17 protein-coding genes are annotated in these 24317 nt (G+C 71.6%); 14 read left to right on the top strand and 3 right to left on the bottom strand.

Translation table 11 applies throughout. The annotated features are described in order from the left end of the window. A complete protein-coding gene (locus LUU90_RS21265; RefSeq protein WP_275005947.1) occupies positions 1-2784 on the bottom strand; it encodes a tetratricopeptide repeat protein in 2784 nt (927 codons plus the stop codon). Between the two features lie 373 nt (positions 2785-3157). Here LUU90_RS21265 and coaE point away from each other — a divergent pair, with 373 nt between their 5' ends. The 4 genes from coaE to LUU90_RS21245 all read left to right on the top strand — a co-directional run bounded on the left by coaE (position 3158) and on the right by LUU90_RS21245 (position 7939). Next, entirely contained in the window at positions 3158-3787 is a 630-nt protein-coding gene (gene coaE, locus LUU90_RS21260; protein WP_275005945.1) for a dephospho-CoA kinase, read from the top strand. 44 nt (positions 3788-3831) lie between these two features. Continuing rightward, the gene (locus LUU90_RS21255) at positions 3832-4518 is read left to right on the top strand and encodes a pyroglutamyl-peptidase I (protein ID WP_275006007.1); all 687 of its coding nucleotides are present in this window, start codon (positions 3832-3834) and stop codon (positions 4516-4518) included. A gap of 93 nt (positions 4519-4611) precedes the next feature. Beyond that, positions 4612-6726 (top strand): excinuclease ABC subunit UvrB, encoded by a 2115-nt coding sequence (uvrB, locus tag LUU90_RS21250; protein WP_275005943.1) that lies wholly within the window; start codon positions 4612-4614, stop codon positions 6724-6726. A 211-nt stretch (positions 6727-6937) separates the two neighbouring features. Further along, entirely contained in the window at positions 6938-7939 is a 1002-nt protein-coding gene (locus LUU90_RS21245; protein WP_275005941.1) for a TerC family protein, read from the top strand. Between the two features lie 157 nt (positions 7940-8096). Here LUU90_RS21245 and LUU90_RS21240 read toward each other — a convergent pair whose 3' ends face one another. Together LUU90_RS21240 and LUU90_RS21235 are read right to left on the bottom strand one after the other, a co-directional pair. After that, entirely contained in the window at positions 8097-8963 is an 867-nt protein-coding gene (locus LUU90_RS21240; protein WP_275005939.1) for a hypothetical protein, read from the bottom strand. Between the two features lie 162 nt (positions 8964-9125). Next, complete coding sequence (locus tag LUU90_RS21235; RefSeq protein WP_275005937.1) at positions 9126-9407, bottom strand: YciI family protein; 282 nt, start codon at positions 9405-9407, stop codon at positions 9126-9128. A 256-nt stretch (positions 9408-9663) separates the two neighbouring features. Between LUU90_RS21235 and LUU90_RS21230 the strand changes: the two genes are divergently transcribed. The 10 genes from LUU90_RS21230 to whiA all read left to right on the top strand — a co-directional run. After that, entirely contained in the window at positions 9664-12456 is a 2793-nt protein-coding gene (locus tag LUU90_RS21230) for a tetratricopeptide repeat protein (RefSeq protein WP_275005935.1), read from the top strand. A gap of 81 nt (positions 12457-12537) precedes the next feature. Continuing rightward, complete coding sequence (uvrA, locus tag LUU90_RS21225) at positions 12538-15483, top strand: excinuclease ABC subunit UvrA (RefSeq protein ID WP_275005934.1); 2946 nt, start codon at positions 12538-12540, stop codon at positions 15481-15483. Positions 15484-15623: 140 nt separating this feature from the next. Continuing rightward, on the top strand, positions 15624-16730 hold the full coding sequence (locus LUU90_RS21220; protein WP_275005933.1) for an acyltransferase family protein: 1107 nt from the start codon (positions 15624-15626) through the stop codon (positions 16728-16730). 59 nt (positions 16731-16789) lie between these two features. Next, positions 16790-18121 (top strand): sensor histidine kinase, encoded by a 1332-nt coding sequence (locus LUU90_RS21215; protein ID WP_275005932.1) that lies wholly within the window; start codon positions 16790-16792, stop codon positions 18119-18121. Then, positions 18118-18783, top strand: coding sequence for a response regulator (locus LUU90_RS21210; protein WP_275005931.1), 666 nt, complete (start codon positions 18118-18120; stop codon positions 18781-18783). The genes LUU90_RS21215 and LUU90_RS21210 overlap by 4 nt, the downstream gene beginning before the upstream one ends. A 41-nt stretch (positions 18784-18824) precedes the next feature. Beyond that, a complete protein-coding gene (locus tag LUU90_RS21205) occupies positions 18825-19310 on the top strand; it encodes an OsmC family protein (RefSeq protein WP_275005930.1) in 486 nt (161 codons plus the stop codon). Positions 19311-19421: 111 nt separating this feature from the next. Beyond that, positions 19422-21368, top strand: a complete 1947-nt coding sequence (gene uvrC, locus LUU90_RS21200; RefSeq protein ID WP_275005929.1) for an excinuclease ABC subunit UvrC — start codon at positions 19422-19424, stop codon at positions 21366-21368. Positions 21369-21387: 19 nt separating this feature from the next. Then, the gene (gene rapZ / locus LUU90_RS21195; protein ID WP_275005927.1) at positions 21388-22326 is read left to right on the top strand and encodes an RNase adapter RapZ; all 939 of its coding nucleotides are present in this window, start codon (positions 21388-21390) and stop codon (positions 22324-22326) included. After that, a complete protein-coding gene (locus LUU90_RS21190; protein ID WP_274995432.1) occupies positions 22323-23333 on the top strand; it encodes a gluconeogenesis factor YvcK family protein in 1011 nt (336 codons plus the stop codon). The genes rapZ and LUU90_RS21190 overlap by 4 nt, the downstream gene beginning before the upstream one ends. Positions 23334-23413: 80 nt before the next feature. Then, positions 23414-24317: DNA-binding protein WhiA (whiA, locus tag LUU90_RS21185; protein WP_275005926.1), on the top strand; the 904-nt coding region annotated here is incomplete at its 3' end.

The following is a 24317-nucleotide window of genomic DNA, read 5'->3' as shown; positions in this document are numbered from 1 at the left end:
TCAGCGGTCGTGCTCCGGTTCCCGTGACCGACCGTCTCGCAGCGTGTCCAGGAGCATCCGGAGGCGTTGGTGCTCGGCCCGGTGCCTGCCCCGGGTGCGTCGTTCGACCCGCTCGAAGACGACGTCCGCGTCCTCGAAGGTGTTGATCGCATCGGCACGCCGGCCGGTGCTCCCCAGGATCTTCCCCACCGCCCCGAGGGTTCGTGCGAGGTCGGGTTCGTAGCGGTCGGGGTTGGTCTGGACCAGCGCCTGGTACAGGTCGACGGCGCGCTGGGCCGGCGGCAGTGCCTCGCCGGGGCGTCCGAGCTCCAGGTGCCGGACCGCGAGGGCGGTCAGGGACTTGGCGAGCGACGCGTTGTATCGATCCGGGCTGGTACGGGCGAACCGCTCGCGGATCTCGACCGCGCGCCGGAGGTGTGGCACGGCCTCGGCGGAACGCCCCACCATCGCGAGCTGGGTCCCGAGGTTGGTCAGCGTCCTGGAGAGGTCGGGTTCGTAGCGGTCCGGATTGGCGTCGACCAGCCGTTCGTGCAGGTCGACGGCGTGCTGGGTGGCCGGTAAGGCCTCGGCCGGGCGACCCAGTTCGGTGAGTCGGATCCCGAGCTCCGTCAGGGACCTGGCGAGCTCGGGGTTGTAGCGGTCCGGGCGGCTGCGGGCGAGTCGCTCGCGGATCTCGACGGCGCGCTGAACAGGAGGGAGTGCTTCCGCGGAACGCCCGAGCTCCGCGTACCGGAGCCCGAGGTTGATCAGGGCCCGGGCGAGATCCGCGTCGTAGTGGACAGGGCTGGTCCGGGCCAGCTGTTCGTACAGGTCGACGGCGCGTCGGGTGGGTCGTAGACCCTCCTCCGGTCGTCCCAGCTCGGAGTAGCGGATCCCGAGGTTGATCAGGGACCTGGCAAGGTCTGGGTCAAAACGGTCGGGGCGTGCGTGGGCGAGCTGCTCACGCAGGTCGACGGCGCGCTGGGTCGGTGGCAGCGCTTCGTCCGTCCGCCCCAGCTCGTAGAACCGGACCCCCAGATCGTTCAGGGCGCTCGCGAGATCGGCGCCGTAGCGTTCCGGATCCTCCTGGGCGAGCTGTTCGTACAGGTCCACGGCGCGCTGGGTCGGTGGCAGGGCCTCCGACCTGCGGCCGAGCTGCATGAACCAGTTCCCGAGGAGGAGAGCGGCCTGAGCGTGCGTGTCGTCGTCGGGGTGCTGGTCGAGTGCCTCGTGCTGCTTCTGCGCGAGGAGGCCGGCTGTAGGCGTCATGATCGCCGATGGCCAGGGCACCATCGCGAGCACCTGGTGGTAGACCTGGGGAACGGCCGGGAGGTGCTCGACAAGGTGGTCGGCCAGCGCCCGGATCGCCTCCTGCTCCGCTTGGTCCCGCATCGGATCTGTCCCGGCCCGCCACAGGAGCGTCATCGCACTGGCTGCCTGGTCGGCCGTGAGGTCCTCGAGCAGAGCAACGACACGTCGAGCCACCGGGCCGGGCGAACGAGTCAGGACCTGGACCACCAGGTGCTCGGCGACGCGGTCGGGGGCCAGCGGCTCGACCCAGGAGGTCGTGCCCTCGACAGGGAGGTAGGTCTTACGGAGCCACCGCGCGGCCACGAGCGGGTCCGGGGTCGGGTCCTCGGTGAACGTGCCGAGCACGCGCTCCACGAGCCGGATGGTCGAGGCCTCGTCGGTCGTCCCGAGCAGCGCTACGGCGGCGACCAGCACCTGCTGCATCGCGACGGGCAGGCGCTCGCTCAGACCGGCCTCGGTGGCCGTGGCCGCCCAGTACCCGCTCGCCTCGTGCCGGAGCAGCTCGGTGAACACCTCCCCAGGGGTCGGCGGTGTCGCCACGGTCGGACCGTGCGGGTCCTTCCCGACACCCAGGACCTCGACGAGGGCCAGGGCGGTCAGATCCAGCACCCGCAGTTCCCCGGCACCGGCCGCGACCGGCGGGGCGGGCACACCGAGCCGATCGGCGAACACCCGGGCTGCCGCCGCGACGACTTCGTGCGGCTCCACATCGACGTCGGGAAGGTCCGCACCCGGGTTACCGTCTTCGTCGGTGTACCCGGCATGCAGCGCTGCGCCCAGCCCGCCCGAGATCGCGGTGAGCCGGTGCCACCATTCACCGGCGGCGCGCGCCAGCAGCAGCACCCGGATCGTTCCCGGGTCCTCGAAGGCGTCCCGCAAGAAGCTCCGCAGCCCGGGCCGGTTCTCCGCGTAGTCCACGATCACGAGCAGGGGGCGGCTCCCGGCGTGCTGACGCAGGCCGGCGACCGCCCCCGGCTCGGTACCCCGCTCGGTGCTCAGGAACAGGCATCTCCACTCCGCGTCCTGCGCTCGTAGCCGCCGCTGCAGCTCGTCCGCGAGTCGTGTCTTGCCCACGCCGCCGGGTCCGGTGAGGAGCCGGAACGGCGTCACGTCGGGTGCGGTGCTCGTGCACCAGGCCAGCAGCGCCCGCACCTCGTCCTGCCGTCCGTGGAACGGCAGACCTAGCTCGGCCGCATGGTGCGGCGACAGCATCGCAGCGAAGCCACGCGGCGCCCGCTCGGTCAGTGCGGCGAACTCTTCGGCGGCTCTGCGGGTCCGGGCATGGGCCTCTATGGCCAGGCCGGTGAGAAACTCGACGACCAGCCCGGTGACGAGTCCCACCTCCGCCGCGATCGCGACGACCACGGCCGGGGCGTCGGCCGGGACCAGCGCGGCGGCCACGCCACCGACCAGCGCACCGAGTGCGAGTCCGCCGCCACCAAACCATGGCAAGGTCCTGCGCCATCGCGACCCGCCCGGCGTGATCCGCTGCATGCCCTGAAATGTACTGGGCCCCCGGTGGGGACGTGCGGCGCATCGGCACCGGAGAAACAAGCGGTCCGAGAGCGCCACCCGTTGCGGCACGGGAGCAGGACGACGGTCACAGACCAGGTGGCCCAGAGGATGGCCGCGTGCCCGGGCGGATCCCGACGGTCGGTGTCGTAGGGCTGGTCGACGGGTCGCCTCCGGAGGAGACGGGTACGTGCTTGGACCGCTTCGAGCGACCGGACCTGACGGCAGGTAGCCTGGACGCGCAGCGGCGCCCCCGTGCCGCAGGCTCCGGCCGGAATGGCACGCGCGAGCACGCGCCATCGTCAGTCGGGCGGACAACCGCAGGATCTCAACGTTCCCGGGCACTGAGGACCACATGTTTCGCATCGGACTGACCGGAGGGATCGCGGCCGGCAAGTCGGTCGCGACAGCACGACTGGCCGAGCTCGGCGCCGTCGTCATCGACCACGACCTGCTCGCCCGTGAAGCGGTGGCGCCCGGGACGGTAGGCCTGGCCGAGATCGTCGAGGCGTTCGGCGACGTCGTCCTGACGCCGGACGGCAGCCTCGACCGGCCGGGCCTCGGCGCCCTGGTCTTCGCCGACGACGCCGCCCGCAACCGGCTGAACGACATAGTGCATCCGGAGGTGCGGCGGCTGTCGGCGGAGCGGGAGGCCATGGCGGCTGCCGCGGACCCCACCGCCGTCGTCGTGCACGACATCCCGCTGCTCGTGGAGACCGGCCAGACCGAGCACTTCCACCTGCTCGTGGTGGTGCACACGCCCGCCGAGCAGCGGGTACGCCGTCTCGTGGAAGGTCGCGGACTGAGCGAGGAGGCGGCGCGCTCCCGTCTCGACGCACAGGCCACGGACGATGAGCGGCTCGCTGCCGCGGACTTCACCCTGGACGGTTCGGGGAGCGAGGACGACCTGCGCGCCCAGGTGGATACCCTGTGGCAGCGCGTGGCCGGAGAGGTCGCGCAGGAGGCGGAGGCGGACTCCGTGTGATCCGGCCGGCGTGACCCGCACGGTCCGGGTAAGGAGCGTGCGTGATGAAGGTACTGGTCACAGGTTTCGAGCCGTTCGGCGGTGACGCCACCAACGCGTCGGCGGACGCGGTGGCGGCGCTCGCGGCGAGCTGGGCAGGTCCGGACGAGCTCGTCACGGCGGTCCTCCCGGTGGAGTTCGACCAGGTCCGCGCCGCGGACGGCCCGCTGCTACGGCTGCTGGACGAGCACCGGCCCGACGTCGTCCTCGCCGTGGGGCTGGCGGCCGGGGTCACCCAGGTGCGGGTCGAGCAGGTCGCCATCAACTTGATGGACGCCCGCATCCCCGACAACGGCGGTGCCCAGCCCATCGACGCCCCGGTGGCCGACGGCGGTCCCGACGCCCGGTTCGCCACCCTCCCGGTCAAGGCAGCAGTTGCCGCGGTGCGGGCGGCGGGCATCCCGGCCGGCGTCACGTACAGCGCGGGGACGTACGTCTGCAACGCCACCTTCTACGCGCTGCAGCACGCCCTGGCCGAGCGGCCCGGCGTGCTGTCCGGCTTCGTCCACGTACCGCGCACCACCGAGGAGGTCGGCGGAGAGGTGTCCGCCTCGGCGCTGTCCGACGGCGGCGAGGCGCACCTCCCGCTCGAGGCGGTCGCCCGCGCCCTGGAGATCGTGGTGCGCACGACGCTCGCCGCGGCTCGCGGCGAGGTGACGGAGCCGACGGTGCCCGCAGGAGCGGTGCACTGACGGACCGCGTGGCGCCCTCGCCGCCGGGCACACCGGTCCGGCCGCGTGGGCGCCCGGCGGGGGAGTGTCAGTGGTCGGTCGTACCGTAGTCACATGCGACCCGTGACCGATCTGCAGCGCACGGTGGCCCCGTTCGAGGTCATCTCCGAATACGAGCCGGCAGGCGACCAGCCGACGGCGATCGCCGAGCTGACCAAGCGCGTCCAGGCCGGCGAGAAGGACGTGGTCCTGCTGGGCGCCACGGGTACCGGCAAGTCGGCGACGACGGCCTGGCTCGTCGAGCAGCTGCAGCGCCCGACCCTCGTCATGGCACCCAACAAGACGCTCGCGGCGCAGCTCGCCACGGAGTTCCGGGAGCTGCTGCCGAACAACGCGGTCGAGTACTTCGTCTCGTACTACGACTACTACCAGCCTGAGGCGTACATCGCGCAGTCGGACACGTACATCGAGAAGGACTCGTCGATCAACGACGAGGTGGAGCGGCTGCGGCACTCGGCGACGTCGTCGCTGCTCACGCGGCGCGACGTGATCGTGGTCGCCTCGGTCTCGTGCATCTACGGCCTGGGCACCCCGCAGGAGTACGTGGACCGCATGGTGCGGCTCGACGTGGGCGACGTCGTGGACCGCGACAAGCTGCTGCGCCAGTTCGTGACCATGCAGTACACGCGCAACGACATGTCGTTCACGCGCGGCACGTTCCGGGTGCGCGGCGACACGGTGGAGATCATCCCGGTGTACGAGGAGCTCGCGATCCGGATCGAGATGTTCGGCGACGAGATCGAGTCGATCCAGACCCTGCACCCGCTCACCGGGGACGTCGTCCGCAACGAGCAGTCGGTCTACGTGTTCCCGGCCACGCACTACGTGGCCGGTCCGGAGCGCATGGAGCGCGCCATCGGCGGCATCGAGAAGGAGCTCGAGGACCGACTGGCCGAGCTGGAGAAGCAGGGCAAGCTGCTGGAGGCGCAGCGGCTGCGCATGCGCACCACCTACGACATCGAGATGATGCGCTCGATCGGCACCTGCAGCGGCATCGAGAACTACTCGATGCACATCGACGGTCGCGAGCCGGGCACCGCGCCCAACACGCTGCTCGACTACTTCCCCGAGGACTTCCTGCTCGTCATCGACGAGTCGCACCAGACGGTGCCCCAGATCGGCGCCATGTACGAGGGCGACGCCTCCCGCAAGCGCGCCCTCGTGGACCACGGCTTCCGCCTGCCCAGCGCCATGGACAACCGCCCGCTCAAGTGGGAGGAGTTCACCGAGCGCATCGGGCAGACGGTGTACCTGTCGGCCACGCCCGGCGACTACGAGCGCTCGCTGTCCGACGGCGTGGTGGAGCAGGTCATCCGCCCGACCGGCCTGGTCGATCCCGAGGTGATCGTGAAGCCGACCACCGGCCAGATCGACGACCTGCTGGGCGAGATCCGCGACCGTGTCGACCGCAACGAGCGCGTGCTGGTGACGACCCTGACCAAGAAGATGGCCGAGGACCTCACGGACTACTTCCTGGAGCGCAACGTGCGGGTGCGGTACCTGCACTCGGACGTCGACACGCTGCGGCGCGTCGAGCTGCTGCGCGAGCTGCGGCTCGGCGAGTACGACGTGCTCGTGGGCATCAACCTGCTGCGCGAGGGACTCGACCTGCCCGAGGTGTCGCTCGTGGCGATCCTCGACGCCGACAAGGAGGGATTCCTGCGGTCCGGGCGGTCCCTCATCCAGACCATCGGCCGCGCGGCCCGTAACGTGTCCGGCCAGGTCCACATGTACGCGGACAAGATCACTCCGGCGATGCGCATGGCGATCGACGAGACGACACGGCGTCGCGAGAAGCAGGTGGCCTACAACACGGAGCGCGGTCTGGACCCCCAGCCGCTGCGCAAGAAGATCGCCGACGTCACCGACATGCTCGCCCGCGAGGACCTGGACACCCAGGAGCTGCTCGCCGGGGGGTACCGGAACAACCGCAAGGCGAAGGGCGAGGGCCGGGGCGCCCGGATGCCGGGTGCGCCGAAGGAGGCCGCGACGACGGGCAACCGGCTGTCCGGTGCCGCGGCGAGCGAGCTGGCCGAGCTGATCCAGGAGCTCACCGACCAGATGCACGCGGCGGCGGCCGAGCTGCAGTTCGAGGTGGCGGCCCGCTTGCGTGACGAGATCTCGGGCCTCAAGAAGGAGCTGCGGCAGATGCAGGCAGCGACGGCGTAGGGGCCGGTCAGGGGCGTGTGCCGAGACCGTAGGTGCGGGGCGCCGTGCGTATCACGTATGCTTCCCGTGGTCGGAGGGGAGTAGTCCTTCGCCATGGGGCCGTCATCACGGTCGGTGTCGATGCCGGTCCGGTCACATGGGTCCACCCTCGCTCAGGCGGGTGTGGGCGGGCGAGACTTTCGGTGCTTCGTGCTGCGTACCGGAGGTTTATATGAGTGTGCCCTTCTGGGTCTGGGCTGCCACTGTCGCCGCAATCATCGCGATGCTGGTGTTTGACTACGTCGGCCATGTGCGCACACCGCACGCGCCCACGTTGCGCGAGTCGACCAAGTGGTCGGTGGGCTATGTCGCCATCGCACTCGCCTTCGGCGGTCTCGTGTGGGCGGTGTGGGGGCCGGTCTACGGTGGTGAGTACTTCGCGGGGTACATCACCGAGAAGAGCCTCTCGGTCGACAACCTGTTCGTGTTCGTGCTCATCATGGCAAGCTTCCGGGTGCCGAGGGCGTTCCAGCAGAAGGTCCTGCTGGTGGGCATCACCGTCGCACTGGTGCTGCGCACCGTCTTCATCCTGGTGGGCGCCGCCCTCATCGAGAACTTCAGCTGGGTCTTCTACCTCTTCGGGCTGTTCCTGGTCTGGACGGCGATCAGCCAGATGCGAGCAGGTACCTCGCACGAGGACGAGTTCCACGAGAACGCCGTGCTACGGATGGCCCGCCGTGTGCTCCCCACGTCGGACTCGTACGTGGGTGACCGGCTCACGACCCGCGTCGACGGCAAGCTGCTCATCACGCCGATGCTCTTCGTCATGCTCGCCATCGGCAGCGCCGACATCCTCTTCGCGGTGGACTCGATCCCGGCGATCTTCGGCCTCACGCAGGAGACCTACCTGGTCTTCACCGCCAACGCCTTCTCGCTCCTGGGTCTGCGACAGCTCTTCTTCCTGATCGACGGTCTCCTGGACCGCCTCGTGTACCTCAACTACGGGCTCGGGGTCATCCTGGCGTTCATCGGGGCGAAGCTCGTGATCCACGCGCTGCACACGAACGAGGTGCCGTTCATCAACGGCGGTGAGCACGTCACCTTCGTCCCCGAGATCAGCACGCCGGTATCGCTCGGCGTCATCGTGGTGACGCTGACGATCACCACCGTGGTGAGCCTCCTGCGCGACCGCGCCGTGCGGCGTGCCGAGAAGAAGGTCGACGAGCCCGTGTGATTCACGGGCGTCCGATGTGGTCGAGCCTCGTTCGCCACGGTCGGCGCCGGCGCCGGCGCCAGCACCTGCACCTGGGCCCGGTCGGCAGTCTGCCGACCGGGCCCAGGTGTCGGTGCGTGGAGGGCCTGGTTCACCATCCGGCCGGACCACGCCGTGCTCAGACCTCGGTGTAGTCCACCTGGATGGTGAAGACTTCCCGGTCGCCGGACCGGAGCGTCCCGGTGAACGCCTTGTCGTGCGCCTCGGGCTCGACAGGTGTGGACGGCTCGACGTCGACCGTGCAGGTCTCGCCGGCCGAGGCCAGGTGGTCGGCCTCCAGCTGGTACCGGCCGGCCTGCCACCGGGCGTCGGGACCCGTCGTCGCCTCGAGGACGTGGTCGAAGAGCGCGAACGACGCGTAACCCGCGACCGAGACGGGCAGCGCCGGGTAGCCGGCGAAGTGCCCCCGGCACGTCGCGGCCTCCACGGAGAGCTTGGCCGTGGCGCGATGGGCGTCGACGGCGACATCGGTGAGCGGGGCCGGTGCGCTGTACGGGCTGGCCGGCTCCATCGCGTCGGGCTCCGCGGCCGGGCCCATCAGACGCCGGAACACGGGCACGGACAGGACGAGGTACTCGAGGTCGAGCCGTGCCACGAGGTTGCCGTCGGCGTCGTGGAGCTCGGTCTCGGCGAGCGCCCGGTTGCGTCCGGACATCCGGGCGCTCGCGGTACCGCGGAGCGTCGTCAGGGTCTTGGCAGGGGGGTACATCCTGCCGATGCCGCGGTGGGCGAGGTAGTAGTGCTGTCCGGCCCTGGGGTTGACCGAGGCCGCTGCGCACAGGCCGAGGATGGCGAGGTGCCGTCCCCCTTCCGCCAGGTTGATGTGGGTCAGCTGACGCCCGGTGGGCGTCTGGACCGGGACAGTCGCGCTGGCCAGCCCTGGTGCAGGGCTGACCAGGTCCTCGAGCGCGAAGTACGGCGGCGTCACGCAGATCCGCGGGCCGATCTCCTCGTAGGTCACCGTCGTGCTCTCGACAGAGGTCATGCAGTGCCTCCCCGAACGTATTCAGCAGTGCCGGAACAGGCATCATGGGCACCATGGAGCTCGCCGCGCCATGCCTCGAACGTGACTATCGCGTAAAACTCTCCGTATGGCTCCGATATGCGCCGGGCATGACCTGGTCGAGGGGTTGACTTTGTGGGGGACCTACTCGGCGAGTCCGCCGATCACCACGTCCCACTGGCGCACGCCGCGCTCGGCGATGACGCCCCGGACCTGGAACGGGTCGGCGTCGAGGATCCGCAGCGCGTCGTCCGCGGACTCCGCCTCGACGATGACCAGGGCGCCCACTCCGCCGTCGACCGGGCCCGAGGCGCGGACGACGCCCTCCGCGTTGAGCCCGCGCAGGAAGTCCCGGTGGCTGGGGCGGACCTCGTCCCGGGTCGCCACGTCGTCGGAGTAGGTGTAGCTCACGGCGTAGATGCTCATGGGCGCCAGCCTGCCATCACGGCGACGAGGCCGGTTAATTCCCGACGAGGATTCTCGTCACGGGGGGCGCCGTCACGCGGCGGCCGCACCGCGGCCGGCTCCGGCGGCGGGCCCCGCAGCGGCGCCGTGACGGCGTTCACGAGCGTCCGACCAAGCGCTACGCGATGTTCGTCCGTGTACGGATGTGTTCACCGGGTGAATAAGTCTGCCCGTTCCCCTTGCAGTGTTGGACGTTCGTCCGGTTGACTTGCTCATCGTGGTGGTCTCGGAGGTGTCGACCCGGTTGGCCGCCGCGGTCCGGGCCGCCCGCACGATGGTCCGCCGCGGCCCGCTGACGGCTGCTACGGACGAGCCGCTCGACGCCACCCGGTGGCCGGCCGCGCTGCTCGACCCGGCCCGGGCGGTGGTCCCGTTCCTGGGCCGTGAGCGAGAGCTCGACGAGCTCCGGTCCTGGGCCGAGGGTGCCGCCCCGATCAGTCTGCGGCTCGTCATCGCGCCCGCCGGCTTCGGCAAGACCCGCCTCGCGAACGAGTTCGGCGGCCGGATGCGCGAGTCCGGGTGGACGGTCGTCCCGGTGCCGCGGGGTCGAGAGGCCGCCACGGTCCGTGCGAGACCGCAGGGCGACGTGCTCTTCGTGGTGGACAACGCCGCGACGAGGCTGGGGCTGGGCGCGATGCTCGACGCCGCGGCCCGCCCCGCCCGCGGCCGGATCCGCATCCTCCTGCTCGCCAGGGTCGCGGGGGAGTGGCTGCGCCGGCTGCGCTGGGGGTCGACGCTGTGGCCGCAGCTCGAACGCGACGATGCCACGCAGGTAGCGCTGGACCTCGCACTGGCCCCGGGCCTGAGCGACGACGTGGTGCTGGACGTCGCGACCGCTGCGTTCGCCGAGCGCCTCGGTGTCCAGGATCCGGGGGCTGTGGCCGTGCGCAGGCCGGAACCGCCTGGTGGGGTCCGCGTGGTCGACCTGCACGCGGCCGCGGTGCTCGCTGCCCTCGAGGCGGCCGGGGTGCCGGTCCCGGCGTCCGAGCCCAACCCGGCGCGGGCGCTCCTGGAGGTGGCCGCGAGCTCGTGGGCCTGGTCGGCGCACGAGGCGGGGCTGGAGCTGACGATCGACGAGGTCCAGGACGTCGTCGCCGCGGCGTGCCTGCTGGGCGCCGACGACGCCGCGAGCGCTCGGGACGTGCTGCGCCGGGTCGTCCCCGGCCTGCCCGGACGGGCGGGTGCGCAGTGGCTGCTCGGGCTGCAGCGTTCGACGGTGGGGCTCGGGGTGAGCGCCGTCGGGCACGACCGCCTCGGTGACCTGCTGATCGTGGACCGGCTCGGCCGGTCGGTCGCACTGGTCGGCTCGTGCACGTGGGGCGTGTCCCGGAAGGTCGCGCTGCGGGTGGTCCGGGTCGCCCGCCGGATCGAGGTCGAGCTGGGCGAGGTGCCCGGGGTGACGTCGCTGGTGAGCGAGCTCCTGCGCCGGGCCACCGACGCCGGCGGGGACGACCCGCGTGCGCTGCGCACGATGTTCATGCTCAAGCCCCGGAGCCTGCTCGACGCCAACCCCGACGACGTCGACCGCGGCGAGCTGGCCGTCGCGGCAGCGCGTGACGCCGTGAGCCGGGCCGAGGCGCTCGTCGACCTGGGCACGGCGCTGAACGAGACCGGTCGCATGGCGGAGTCGCTGGACGCGCTGGACGGTGCGGTCGCCGCATGGCGCCGGCTGGCCGCCGGGGACCCGGATCGGTACCGGACCGCGCTCGTCGGTGCGATGAACGCGCTGGCGTCCACCCACTGGCGCGCCGGGCTGACCCAGGAGGTCGTGACGATCGAGCTCGAGGCCGTCGGACTGTGCCGGGCGGCTCCCGAGCGGGACAGGACGTGGGTCCAGGCGGAGCTCGCCCGTGCGCTGATCACGCTGACGATCGCCCTCGACGAGACCGGCCGCCCCCAGGAGCACGAGGCGGGGAGCGCGGAGGTGATCCCGATACTGCGGACCCTCGTCGCGCGCGACCCGCGGCAGTGGGGCGTCTCCCTGGCGCAGACCCTGTCCAACCGGGCGGTGACGCTCACCGAGAGCCGGCCGGCAGAGGCGCTGCCGGTCGCGCTGGAGGCGCTGGAGCTCAGCCGCACGCTCGTGGTGCAGGCGCCCGAGCGGCACCGGCCCCAGCTCGGGTTCGCGCTGACGAACCTGGGCAACGCGTACGCGGCGCTCGGTCGCGACCGGGAGGCCATAGCGCCACTCGGTGAGGCCGTCACGCTGCGGCGCCAGCTCGCCCGAGAGAGCCCTCCGGCACACAACTGGACGCTCGCCTACACGCTGGCGTCGCTGGGCGCGGTCCGCTCCCGGCTCGGTGACCTGGACGAGGCGATCGCCCTCGAGCGCGAGGCGGTGCTGCTGCGCCGCCGGCTCGCCCGGGAGAACCCGGCCCGGTTCCGCAGGATGCTGGCCGCCTCGTTGTCGAACCTCGCCGTCACCCACTCGCGGGCCGGCGAACCCGACGAGGCGCTGCCCCTGGAGCAGGAGGCGGTGGCGATCCGGCGCGGGCTGGCCGAGGAAGGCCACCCGGGCGAGGAGTACCTGGCCCGGTCGCTGTCCAACCTGGGGGTGCTCTTCTCGGAGCTGGGCCGGGCCGACGACGCCGTCGCGCCGTCGGAGGAGGCGGTCGCCCAGCTGCGGCTGCTCGCGGTGGGCGACCCGGAACGCTTCGAGCCCGACCTCGCCGACGCGCTGCTGAACCTGGGGGCCGCTCTCATCGACGCGGGGCGCCCGGAGGAGGGTGTCGAGCCGACGGCGGAGGCCGTGCGGGTGCGCCGGGAGCTCGCGCGCCGGAGCCCCGAGCTCCACCTGCCGGGCCTGGCCTCCGCGCTGTCGAACATGGTCTCGGTCCATCTCGACCTGAAGCTGCTCGACTCGGCGGCGGAGTACGCCCAGGAGGTCGTGGACGTCCGGCGTCGGCTCGTCGACGGGTCCTATGCCCACGAGCAAGACCTCCTGCGCGCACTGGACCTGCAGGCGCGCGTGCGCCGGTCGGGCATGGCCGACGGCCGCGCCATCCGCTGACCGGCGCGGGTGTGATGAGTCTGTCAGCCTGATTTCTAGAACAGGCGTGCGAATGTCAGTGGGCCGCCCTAGGATGCCTCTGTGAGCAATCGTCTCGTCGTCTCGGGAGCCCGAGAGCACAACCTCAAGAACGTATCTCTGGACCTGCCCAGGGACCGGCTCATCGTGTTCACGGGACTGTCGGGGTCCGGCAAGTCGTCGCTCGCCTTCGACACGATCTTCGCCGAGGGGCAGCGCCGGTACGTCGAGTCCCTGTCCGCGTACGCGCGCCAGTTCCTGGGCCAGATGGACAAGCCCGACGTCGACTTCATCGAGGGCTTGTCGCCCGCGGTGTCGATCGACCAGAAGTCGACCAACCGCAACCCGCGCTCGACGGTCGGCACCATCACCGAGGTGTACGACTACCTGCGCCTGCTGTTTGCGCGCGCGGGCACGCAGTTCTGCCCGGTGTGCGGCGAGAAGGTGCAGTCGCAGACGCCGCAGCAGATCGTGGACCAGATCCTCGAGCTGCCCGAGAACACGCGGTACCAGGTGCTGGCGCCCGTGGTGCGCGGACGCAAGGGCGAGTACGCGGACCTGTTCAAGGAGCTGCAGGCCAAGGGCTTCTCGCGGGCGCGGGTCGACGGCGAGGTCGTGCAGCTGACCGACCCGCCCACGCTGGAGAAGAAGCTGAAGCACGACATCGAGGTGGTCGTGGACCGGCTCGTGTCCCGCGACGGGGTGCAGCGCCGGCTCACGGACTCGGTGGAGACCGCGCTCACCCTGGCGAACGGCCTCGTGATGATCGAGCTGGTCGACGCCGACATCGACGACCTGGCGCGCACCCGCAAGTTCTCCGAGAAGCGGGCCTGCCCGAACGAGCACCCCCTGGCTCTCGACGAGATCGAGCCGCGGACCTTCTCGTTCAACGCGCCCTACGGCGCGTGCCCGGAGTGCACGGGCATCGGCTTCCGGCTCGAGGTCGACCCCGACCTCATCGTCCCGGACGACGAGCAGACGCTGCGCGGGGGCGCCGTCGCTCCCTGGGCCCAGACGTCGTCGGAGTACTTCGAGCGTGTGCTGACGGCGCTCGCGGAGGAGATGAAGTTCTCCATGGACGTGCCGTGGCGGGCCCTGCCCGAGCGGGCCCGCGAGGCGATCTTGCACGGTCGCGACCACAAGGTGCACGTCAAGTACAAGAACCGGTGGGGCCGCGAGCGGCAGTACTCGACCGGGTTCGAGGGCGCCGTGACCTTCCTGGAGCGTCGCCACCGCGAGACCGACTCCGACTGGTCCAAGGAGAAGTACGAGGCGTACATGCGTGAGGTCCCGTGCCCCACGTGCGGCGGCGCGCGCCTCAAGCCCGAGGTGCTCGCGGTCAAGGTGCACGGGCTGTCCATCGCCGACGTCTGCCGGCTCCCCGTGGGCGAGGCGGCCGAGTTCCTCAAGGGCATCGAGCTCGGTGTGCGCGAGGCGCAGATCGCTACCGAGGTGCTCAAGGAGATCCACGCTCGGCTCGGCTTCCTGCTCGACGTCGGCCTGCACTACCTCACGCTGGAACGGCCCGCCGGCACGCTGTCCGGTGGTGAGGCCCAGCGCATCCGGCTGGCCACCCAGATCGGCTCCGGGCTGGTCGGCGTGCTGTACGTGCTGGACGAGCCGTCCATCGGCCTGCACCAGCGCGACAACCGCCGGCTCATCGACACGCTCACGCGCCTGCGGGACCTCGGTAACACGCTCATCGTCGTCGAGCACGACGAGGACACGATCCGCGCGGCCGACTGGATCGTCGACATCGGTCCGGGCGCCGGCGAGCACGGTGGCGACGTCATCCACTCGGGCGACTACGCGGGCCTCCTGGAGAAGAAGGACTCGCTGACGGGCGCGTACCTGGCCGGGCGCCGGTCCATCCCGGTGCCGGCCGTGCGACGGCCGGTCGACCCCGACCGGCAGGTCACGGTCGTGGGCGCGCACGAGAACAACTTGCGCAACGTCGACGTGTCGTTCCCGCTCGGCGTGCTGACCGTCGTGTCGGGCGTCTCCGGCTCGGGCAAGTCGACGCTCGTGAACTCGATCCTGTACACGGTCATGGCGAACCAGCTCAACGGTGCCCGGCGGGTCGCCGGCCGCCACCGGCGCGTGACCGGCCTGGACCAGCTCGACAAGGTCGTGCACGTGGACCAGGGGCCGATCGGCCGCACGCCGCGGTCGAACCCTGCCACGTACACCGGTGTGTGGGACCGGATCCGCAAGATCTTCGCGGAGACCGAGGAGGCGAAGGTCCGTGGCTACGGTCCGGGCCGGTTCTCGTTCAACGTCAAGGGCGGCCGCTGCGAGGCGTGCGCGGGTGACGGCACCATCAAGATCGAGATGAACTTCCTACCGGACGTCTACGTGCCGTGCGAGGTCTGCCACGGCGCGCGGTACAACCGCGAGACGCTCGAGGTGCACTTCAAGGGCAAGACGGTCGCCGACGTGCTCGACATGCCGATCGAGGAGGCCGCGGACTTCTTCAAGGCGTTCCCGGCGATCTCGCGGCACCTGTCCACGCTGGTCGACGTCGGCCTGGGCTACGTGCGGCTCGGGCAGCCGGCGCCCACCCTGTCCGGCGGCGAGGCCCAGCGCGTCAAGCTGGCGGCTGAGCTCCAGAAGCGATCGTCGGGCCGCTCGGCCTACGTGCTGGACGAGCCGACCACCGGCCTGCACTTCGAGGACGTGCGCAGGCTGCTCGGTGTGCTCCAGTCGCTGGCCGACAAGGGCAACACGGTCATCGTGATCGAGCACAACCTGGACGTCATCAAGAACGCCGACTGGGTGGTCGACATGGGTCCCGAGGGCGGCAGCGGTGGCGGGCTCGTCGTCGCGCAGGGCACGCCCGAGGCCGTCGCGGCTGTCCCGGAGAGCCACACCGGTACGTACCTCGCCGAGATCCTCGACGGGCACGCCCAGGCCGGAGAGGTCCCGGTGCTGCCGCCGGCGAACGGCAAGGCCAAGCGCAAGCCCGCGGCGAAGAAGACGACCAAGGCCAAGGCCGGAGCCACGGCCTGAGGCTCGTCCCCACGCATGACCGGGTGACCGGTCCGGCCGGTCGGCCGATCGGACGTCCACCGATCGGTTGACCGGGTGTCCGCCGATCGATGTCCGGCTGGCTGATTCGCGCGGGGCTGTCCCGGACGACGCTGGGGGCCATGAGCACACCGCCTTCGTCGCGCCTGGCCTTCGTGGACAACCTCCGCCTCTGGCTGACTGTCCTCGTCGTGCTGCACCACGCGGCAGTCATCTACAGCCCGCTCCCGGCGTGGCCGTTCCATGAACCCGGCCGCGGCCCGACGTCGGACCTCCTGCTGGTGTTCCTCGTCCTGAACCAGCTGTGGTTCATGAGCGCGTTCTTCGCGATCTCGGGCCTGTTCGCACCGGGGTCGCTGGACCGCAAGGGCGCCAGGGCGTTCGCCACGGACCGGCTGCGCCGGCTGGGGATCCCGCTGCTGGCTTTCCTGGTCGTCCTGAACCCTCTGATGAACCTGCACACCTACCCGGCGGCCGGCTCCGAGACGTCGCCGTTGCGCTGGCTGGTCACCACCGCGGCCCCGCGGTACATGTGGTTCGTCGAGACCCTTCTGGTCATGTCGCTGGTCTACGCCGGGTGGCGGTACCTGCGTCGTGGCCGGCCGGCGGCGCCGGTCGTCGGGCACGGGGTGCCAGGACCGGCGCGCATCGTCGCCTTCGGGGCGGGCCTGACCGTGGCGGTGTGGCTGTGGCGCATCGCCGTGCCGTCGGAGACGTACTGGCCGGTGGTGGGCCTGCCCACGCCCGACCACCTGCCCCTGTACGTGGCCTTCTTCTGGCTCGGCACGCTGGCGCTGCGCCGCGGCTGGCCGGACGCGCTCACCGTGCGGGCCGGCTGGACGGGGGCGGGCGCCGCCCTGGCCGGTGCCGTGGTCTACCTGGCAGTGGTGGTCGCCTACCCGGACGCGTTCGCCGGCCGAGGGTCGTGGCAGTCGCTGGTGGCCGCCGGGGCGACCGTCACGGCAGCGCTCGGGCTCACCACTGCCGTCGTGGTCCTGTTCCGCGCCAGGTTCGCCGCGCAGGGGCCGCTGCTGCGCTTCCTGGCCGACAACGCCTATGCGGTGTACTTCGTCCACGGGCCGGTGCTCGTCCTGGTCGGCCTGGTGCTGGCCCCGGTCGAGGCGCCGGCCGTCGCGAAGTTCGCCCTGCTGACGGCCGTGGCCCTCCCGGTGTGCTGGGCCGTCGCGCGGGGGACACGCGCGATCCCGGGTGCCAGGAGGATCTTCTGAGCCCGTCGCCGGTCACGTCGCCTGTCACGATGGACCCCGGCGGGAAGGAGCTGGTTCCGGTGGACGACATCCCTACGTCCCGACGGTGGTCCGTGCGCCAATGGTGGGCCGACCTGGGCGGGCCGGACATCTGGCTGCGGTTCGAGGCGTTCCTGGTGGCCGTGCCCTGGGTCCTCCTGGTCGTGTCCGTGCTGCTCAGCCTCACGCTGCCGGAGCCCGGGGCCTACGGTCTGGCCGACCGGACGCTCCAGCTCGTGCTCGCCGCGCTCGCCGCCGGGTGGATCTTCGCGGGGCACACCCGGCGCGACCCGCTCGTCCGCAGCCGTGCGGTGTCCGCCGTCTACCTGACCGGCCTGCTGGTCGTCGGCGCGGTGCTCGCCGTCCGCGACGACTACTTCGTCATCCTGGTGATCGCAGGGTTCTTCCACGCCTACCACCTGGTTCGCGACGGACGCTCGTGGGCGGCGGTCACCGCGGGGGTGCTCGCCACGTCCCTGGTCATCAACCTCGCCACGACCAGCCAGGTGCCGACGCCGCGCTCGGTGGGGATGCTCGCCCTGATCGTCGCCGTGCAGACCGTCGCGATCTCAGGGGGCTACGTCCTCTCGGTCAGGGGCATGGAGCAGCAGCGGGAGCAGCAGCGCGCGGTCACCCGCCTGGAGACGGCCCTCGCCGAGAACGAGGAGCTGCACACCCGGCTCGTGGAACAGGCACGCGAGGCGGGCATCGCGGACGAGCGCCGTCGCCTGGCCGGAGAGATCCACGACACGCTGGCACAGGGACTGACCGGGATCGTCACGCAGGTGCAGGCCGCGCAGCGCGTGTGGCACGACGCGGACCGCGCGCGTCCGCACGTCGACCGGGCGCTCGACCTCGCGCGGGACTCGCTGGCCGAGGCGCGCCGGTCGGTGCGGTCCATGCACCCGGGTGAGCTGGTGGGTTCCCGGCTCCCCGAGGCGCTGTCCGACCTGACCCGCCGCTGGGCGGCGGACCACGGCGTGGCCTGCACCTGCCAGGTCACGGGTGACGCCGTCCCGCTATCGCCCGCGGCCGAGGTCGCGCTGTTCCGCGCGGCGCAGGAGTCGCTCACCAACGTCGCCCGGCACGCGGCCGCGCGCCGGGTGGGCGTGACCCTCAGCTACCTGGACGACACGGTCTTGCTGGACGTCCGCGACGACGGCTCGGGTTTCTCGCCGGATGCCACCGCACCGGCCTTCGGGCTGATCACCATGCGGGAGCGACTCGAGGGCGTCGGCGGGACCCTTGTCGTGGAGAGCTCGCCCGGCGAGGGGACGGCGATCAGTGCGAGCATCCAGCCGGGCAGGACCGCCCCGGTGGGCGGCGCGGGCTCCGCCGGTCCCGCGTGCGCGGTGGGACCGGAGCCGGCATGAGCGCGGGCGACGTCTCCGCCGTCGAGCACCCGATCCGGCTCCTGATCGCCGACGACCACCCGGTGGTGCGCAACGGGTTGCGCGGCTCGTTCGCCGACGACCCGGGCATCGCGGTGGTCGGTGAGGTGCCGGACGGGCGACAGGCGGTCGACCGGGCGGTGCGTGGCGGAGTCGACGTGGTGCTCATGGACCTCCGGATGCCCGTGCTGGACGGGGTCGAGGCGACGGCGGAGCTGCGCGAGCGCGCGCCGGAGGTACGGGTGCTGGTCCTGACCACCTTCGACGGCGAGGCGGACGTGCTGGCCGCCGTCGCGGCGGGTGCCACGGGATATCTCCTGAAGGACGCCGCCACGGACGAGCTCGCCGCCGCCGTCCGCGCGGCGTACCGGGGCGAGGCGGTCCTCGCCCCGGCGGCGGCGGGACACCTCATGGGCCAGGTGCGCCGTCCGGCACCCGCGGTCCTGACCGCGCGCGAGCTCGAGGTGCTCGCCCTCGTGGCCGCCGGGGCGTCCAACCGTGAGGCAGCCCGTCGCCTGTTCATCAGCGAGGCCAGCATCAAGACGCACCTCCTGCACGTCTACGGCAAGCTCGGGGTGCGCGACCGTGCGGCCGCCGTGGGCGAGGCGTACCGGCGTGGGCTCCTCCCGACCACACCGGCCTGAACGCCGGTGTGATCCGGACCACAAGCCGCTACGCTGACCTCATGAGCGGAGCCACGCATGACTACGCCGTGACGGTGCGGTGGACGGGCGCCGGGGACACGGGGACTTCGTCGTACACCTCGTACTCGCGCGACCACGAGATCGACCTGCCGCACAAGCCGCCGCTGCCCGGGTCGGCCGACCCTGCCTTCCGGGGCGACCCTGCCCGGAACAGCCCGGAAGAGCTGTTCGTCGCCAGCCTGAGCCAGTGCCACATGCTGTGGTTCCTGCACCTCGCGGCGGAGTCGGGCTTGATCGTGCGTGAGTACAGGGACTCGGCGACCGGCACCATGCGGGTCGAGGCGCGCGGCGAGGGTGCGTTCACCGACGTGACGCTGCACCCGAAGGTGGTGGTCGACCCGGGTGAGCTCGCGACGGACGAACACGTGGCGGCCCTGCACCACAAGGCGCACGCGATGTGCTTCATCTCGCGGTCGGTGAACTTCCCGGTGCACTGCACGCCGGCCCCCCTGGGCGTCCTGGCCTGACGGGGCGCGTCCCGCCCGGCCCCGGGTAAGCGCTGACGGGGCGCCGGCCTGTTCGCGCTGACCATGGTCCGGGGCGGGCCCGGTGTCAGTGGCAGCGCATAGGTTGGGGGCATGGCGGATCCAGCTACCTATCGACCCAAGGCGGGAGAGATCCCGACGTCGCCCGGTGTCTACCGGTTCCGTGACGAGCACGGTCGGGTCATCTACGTCGGCAAGGCGAAGAACCTGCGGCAGCGTCTGGCGAACTACTTCCAGGACGTCGCCAACCTGCACGAGCGCACCCGGCGGATGGTGACGACGGCGGCGTCCGTCGAGTGGACGGTGGTGGGCACCGAGGTCGAGGCGCTCGCGCTGGAGTTCACCTGGATCCAGCAGTACGACCCGCGGTTCAACGTGAAGTACCGGGACGACAAGTCGTACCCGTACCTTGCCGTGACGCTGGGGGAGGAGGTGCCGCGTGCCCAGGTCATGCGCGGGGCGAAGCGTAAGGGCACCCGCTACTTCGGCCCGTACGGGCACGCCTGGGCCATCCGGGAGACCCTCGACCTGCTGCTGCGTGTCTTCCCGATCCGGACGTGCTCGGCGGGTGTCTACAAGCGTGCGGGCCAGTCGGGCAGGCCGTGTCTGCTGGGCTACATCGACAAGTGCTCGGCGCCGTGCGTCGGCCGCATCAGCGTCGACGACCACCGTGCGCTCGTCCTGGACTTCTGCGACTTCATGGCGGGCGACACCGCCAAGTTCGAGCGCCGGCTGACCAAGCGCATGCAGGAGGCGGCCGCCGAGATGGAGTACGAGCAGGCCGCCCGCCTGCGCGACGACATCGAGGCCCTGCGCCGGGCCACGGAGAAGAACGCGGTGGTGCTCGGCGACGCCACGGACGCCGACGTGTTCGCCCTGGTGGGCGACGAGCTCGAGGCCGCGGTCCAGGTGTTCCACGTCCGTGGGGGTCGCATCCGCGGTCAGCGCGGCTGGGTCGTCGAGAAGGTCGAGGACATCACCGACGGCGAGCTCGTGGAGCACCTGCTGCAGCAGGTGTACGGGGCCACCGAGGAGGTGGACGGGCTCGAGGCCAGGGACGCGGTGCCGCGCGAGGTCCTCGTGCCGGTGCTGCCGCCGGACCTGGATCAGGTCGGCGCGTGGCTCTCCGGGCTGCGCGGCGCGCGGGTGGACGTGCGCGTCCCCCAGCGTGGCGACAAGAAGGAGCTCGCGGCCACCGTCCGCAAGAACGCCGAGCACGCACTCATGGTGCACCGCACGCGCCGCGCGGGTGACCTCACGACCCGCAGCCAGGCGCTGGCGGAGATCCAGGAGGCGCTCGACCTGGAGTCGGCGCCGCTGCGCATCGAGTGCTACGACATCTCGCACACGCAGGGCACCTACCAGTCGGCGTCGATGGTGGTCTTCGAGGACGGCCTGCCCCGCAAGAGCGAGTACCGCTCGTTCAGCATCCGGGGATCGGACGGCGACGGCGCCCGCGACGACACGCAGGCCATGCACGAGGTCATCACGCGCCGCTTCAAGCGCTACCTGGCCGACCGGCTCAAGTCCAACGACGTCGAGATGGCCGCGGAGCTGTCCAGCGGCGAGGTGGACGCTGACGCGCCGGAGGAGAAAGTGCGGTTCGCCTACCCGCCGAGCCTCGTGGTGGTCGACGGCGGCCCGCCCCAGGTCGCCGCCGCCAAGCAGGCGCTGGACGAGCTCGGCATCACCGACGTCGCCCTCTGCGGGCTGGCCAAGCGGCTGGAGGAGGTGTGGGTGCCGGGCGAGGACTACCCGGTGATCCTGCAGCGTTCCAGCGAGGGCCTGTACCTGCTGCAGCGCGTCCGCGACGAGGCACACCGGTTCGCGATCACGCAGCACCGCAGGCGGCGCAGCAAGGGCATGACCGCCTCGGTGCTCGACGACGTCCCGGGGCTCGGGCCGGCGCGCAAGAAGATGCTGCTCACCCACTTCGGCTCCGTCAAGCGGCTCAAGGCCGCGAGCGTCGAGGAGATAGCCAGCGTGCGCGGCATGGGGGACAAGACCGCGGAGGCGGTGGTGGCAGCCCTGAAGGGCTGACGCTGGCATGCTTGGAGCCATGAGCAACACCGAGCCGTCACCCATCACCGCACCCGACGGCATCGCCGAGGTCGAGGCCGCCACGCACGGCCCCGAGCGCAGCGAGCCGCAGGTCCTGGTGATCACCGGAATGTCCGGCGCCGGCCGGTCGCGCGCCGCCGCCGTGCTGGAGGACCTCGACTGGTACGTGGTCGACAACCTGCCACCCATGATGCTCGTCCCCCTGGTCGACCTCATGGCCAAGGGCTCCAGCATCGAACGCGTCGCGGTGGTCGTGGACGTGCGCGGCCGGCAGTTCTTCTCGGAGCTGGACAAGGTGCTCGTGCACATGACGGAGGCCGGGGTCGCCTACCGGATCCTGTTCCTGGACGCGAGCGACGAGGTGCTCGTGCGCCGGTTCGAGCAGGTCCGCAGGCCCCACCCGCTGCAGGGCGAGGGCCGCATCCTCGACGGCATAGCGGAGGAGAGGTCCGTCGTCGCGACCCTGGCCGCCCGCGCCGACCTGAGGATCGACACGTCGGACCTGTCGGTGCACGACCTCGCCCGGGAGATCCGCGGGTGGCTGGCGCACGACATCAACGAGGTGCTGCGGGTCAACGTGATCTCGTTCGGGTTCAAGTACGGCATCCCCCTGGACGCGGATCACGTGGTGGACGTACGGTTCCTGGCCAACCCGTACTGGATCACCGAGCTCCGGCACCTCACGGGTCGGGACCAGCCGGTGCGCGACTACGTGCTCGCCCGACCGGGCGCCGTCGAGTTCATCGACCGCTACGTCGACGCCCTGGCTCCGGTGCTCGCCGGCTACCTCAACGAGGAGAAGCGCTACGTGACCATCGCCGTGGGATGCACGGGGGGCAAGCACCGCTCCGTCGCCATCTCCGAAGCCATCGCCGAACGACTCCGTGCCCGCGGCCAGCTCGTCACCGTCTCGGCACGTGACCTGGGCCGCGAATGATCCCGCACGCGCCCGGGGTGCCGGACGTCCCCGCACCGGAGTGGAGCAAGAACCCGTCGGTCGTCGCCCTGGGTGGCGGCCACGGCCTGTCCGCCAGCCTGTCCGCGCTGCGCCTCATGTCCGACCGCCTCACGGCGGTCGTCACGGTGGCCGACGACGGCGGCTCCTCCGGGCGTCTGCGTGACGAGCTCGACGTGCTCCCGCCCGGCGACCTGCGGATGGCGCTCGCGGCCCTGTGCGACGACTCCGAGTGGGGCCGCACCTGGAGCGCGATGCTGCAGCACCGCTTCTCGTCGAAGGGGGAGCTCGACAACCACGCCATGGGCAACCTGCTCATCGTGGCGCTGTGGGAGCTCCTGGGCGACGAGGTCGAGGGCCTGGACTGGGTGGGCCGTCTCCTCGGTGCGCGCGGCCGGGTGCTGCCGATGGCATCCGTGCCGCTCGTGGTCGAGGCGGACGTGCGCCACGCCGCGGCGCCGGGGGAGCCGGAGCCCTCGCTGGAGACCGTGGTCGGTCAGAGCCGCGTGGCGGTCACCGAGGGCCGGATCGAGCAGCTGAGGCTGCTCCCGGCGGACCCGCCGGCCTCGCCGGAGGCGGTTCAGGCCGTGCTCGACGCCGACTGGGTGGTTCTCGGGCCGGGGTCCTGGTACTCGTCGGTGCTGGTCCACCTGCTGGTGCCCGCGCTCGCGGAGGCCCTGCACACCACGAAGGCGCGACGGTGCGTCACGCTGAACCTGTCGGCGGAGAACGGTGAGACGGAGGGCCTCACCGCCGTCGACCATCTGGAGGCCCTGCACAAGCACGCGCCCGGCCTGCGGATCGACGCGGTGCTCGCCGACCCGTCGGCGGTGGAGGACGTCACGGCCCTGGAGGCCGCCGCCGCCTCGATGGGCGCCCGCGTGATCATGCGGCAGGTCCGGCGCGGCGACGACACGGCCAAGCACGACGGGCTGCGCCTGGCCGCGGCCTACCGCGACGTGTTCGAGGGCGTCTACGGCGACGTCTGAGGCGACACGCCGGGACAATTCGCCCGAGTGTCCGCGATTCCACCGGGTTACCTTGTGCGTGACCATGGCAGTATGACGCCATGGCGCTCACGGGACAGGTCAAGGAGGAGCTCGCGCGGGTGCGGGTGGCGAAGACATCCTGCCGCAAGGCAGAGGTCTCCGCGACGCTGCGGTTCTCCGGCGGTCTCCACATCATCTCCGGTCGGGTAGTGATCGAGGCGGAGCTCGACACCGAGCATGCCGCGACCCGGCTGCGACATGCCATCCACGACCTGTACGGCCACACGAGCGAGCTCATCGTGGTTCAGGCGGGCGGCCTGCGGAAGAGCTCGCGGTTCGTGGTGCGCGTCGTGCGCGAGGGGGAGTCGCTCGCCCGCCAGACGGGGCTCCTCGACGCCCGCGGCCGTCCCGTGCGCGGACTGGCGCCCGAGGTCGTGTCGGCGGGTGTGCAGGAGGCCGAGGCCGTGTGGCGCGGCGCGTTCCTGGCGCACGGCTCGCTCACGGAGCCCGGCCGGTCCATGGCGCTCGAGGTGACCAGTCCCGGACCGGAGGCGGCGCTCGCGCTCGTCGGAGCCGCACGGCGGCTGGGCGTGGCGGCCAAGTCCCGTGAGGTGCGCGGCATCGACCGCGTGGTGATCCGCGACGGCGACTCGATCGGGCGCATGCTCGAGCGCATCGGCGCACCAGAGACGCTCAAGGTCTGGGAGGAGCGCCGGGAGCGCCGCGAGGTGCGCGGTACGGCCAACCGCCTGGCGAACTTCGACGACGCGAACCTCCGCCGCTCCGCCCGCGCCGCCGTGGCGGCGGGCGCGCGGGTCCAGCGGGCCTTCGAGATCCTCGGCGACGAGCTGCCCGACCACCTGCGCCAGGCCGGCGAGCTGCGGCTCGCGCACAAGCAGGCGTCGCTCGAGGAGCTGGGCCGGCTGGCCGAGCCGCAGCTGTCCAAGGACGCCGTCGCGGGCCGCATCCGCCGCCTGCTGTCGA

This window comes from Promicromonospora iranensis (assembly GCF_028994775.1).
In the GTDB taxonomy this organism is placed as follows: domain Bacteria; phylum Actinomycetota; class Actinomycetes; order Actinomycetales; family Cellulomonadaceae; genus Promicromonospora; species Promicromonospora iranensis_A.
The sequence above is the reverse complement of the archived record's forward strand: the minus strand, read 5'-3'. Positions and strand labels throughout refer to the sequence as shown.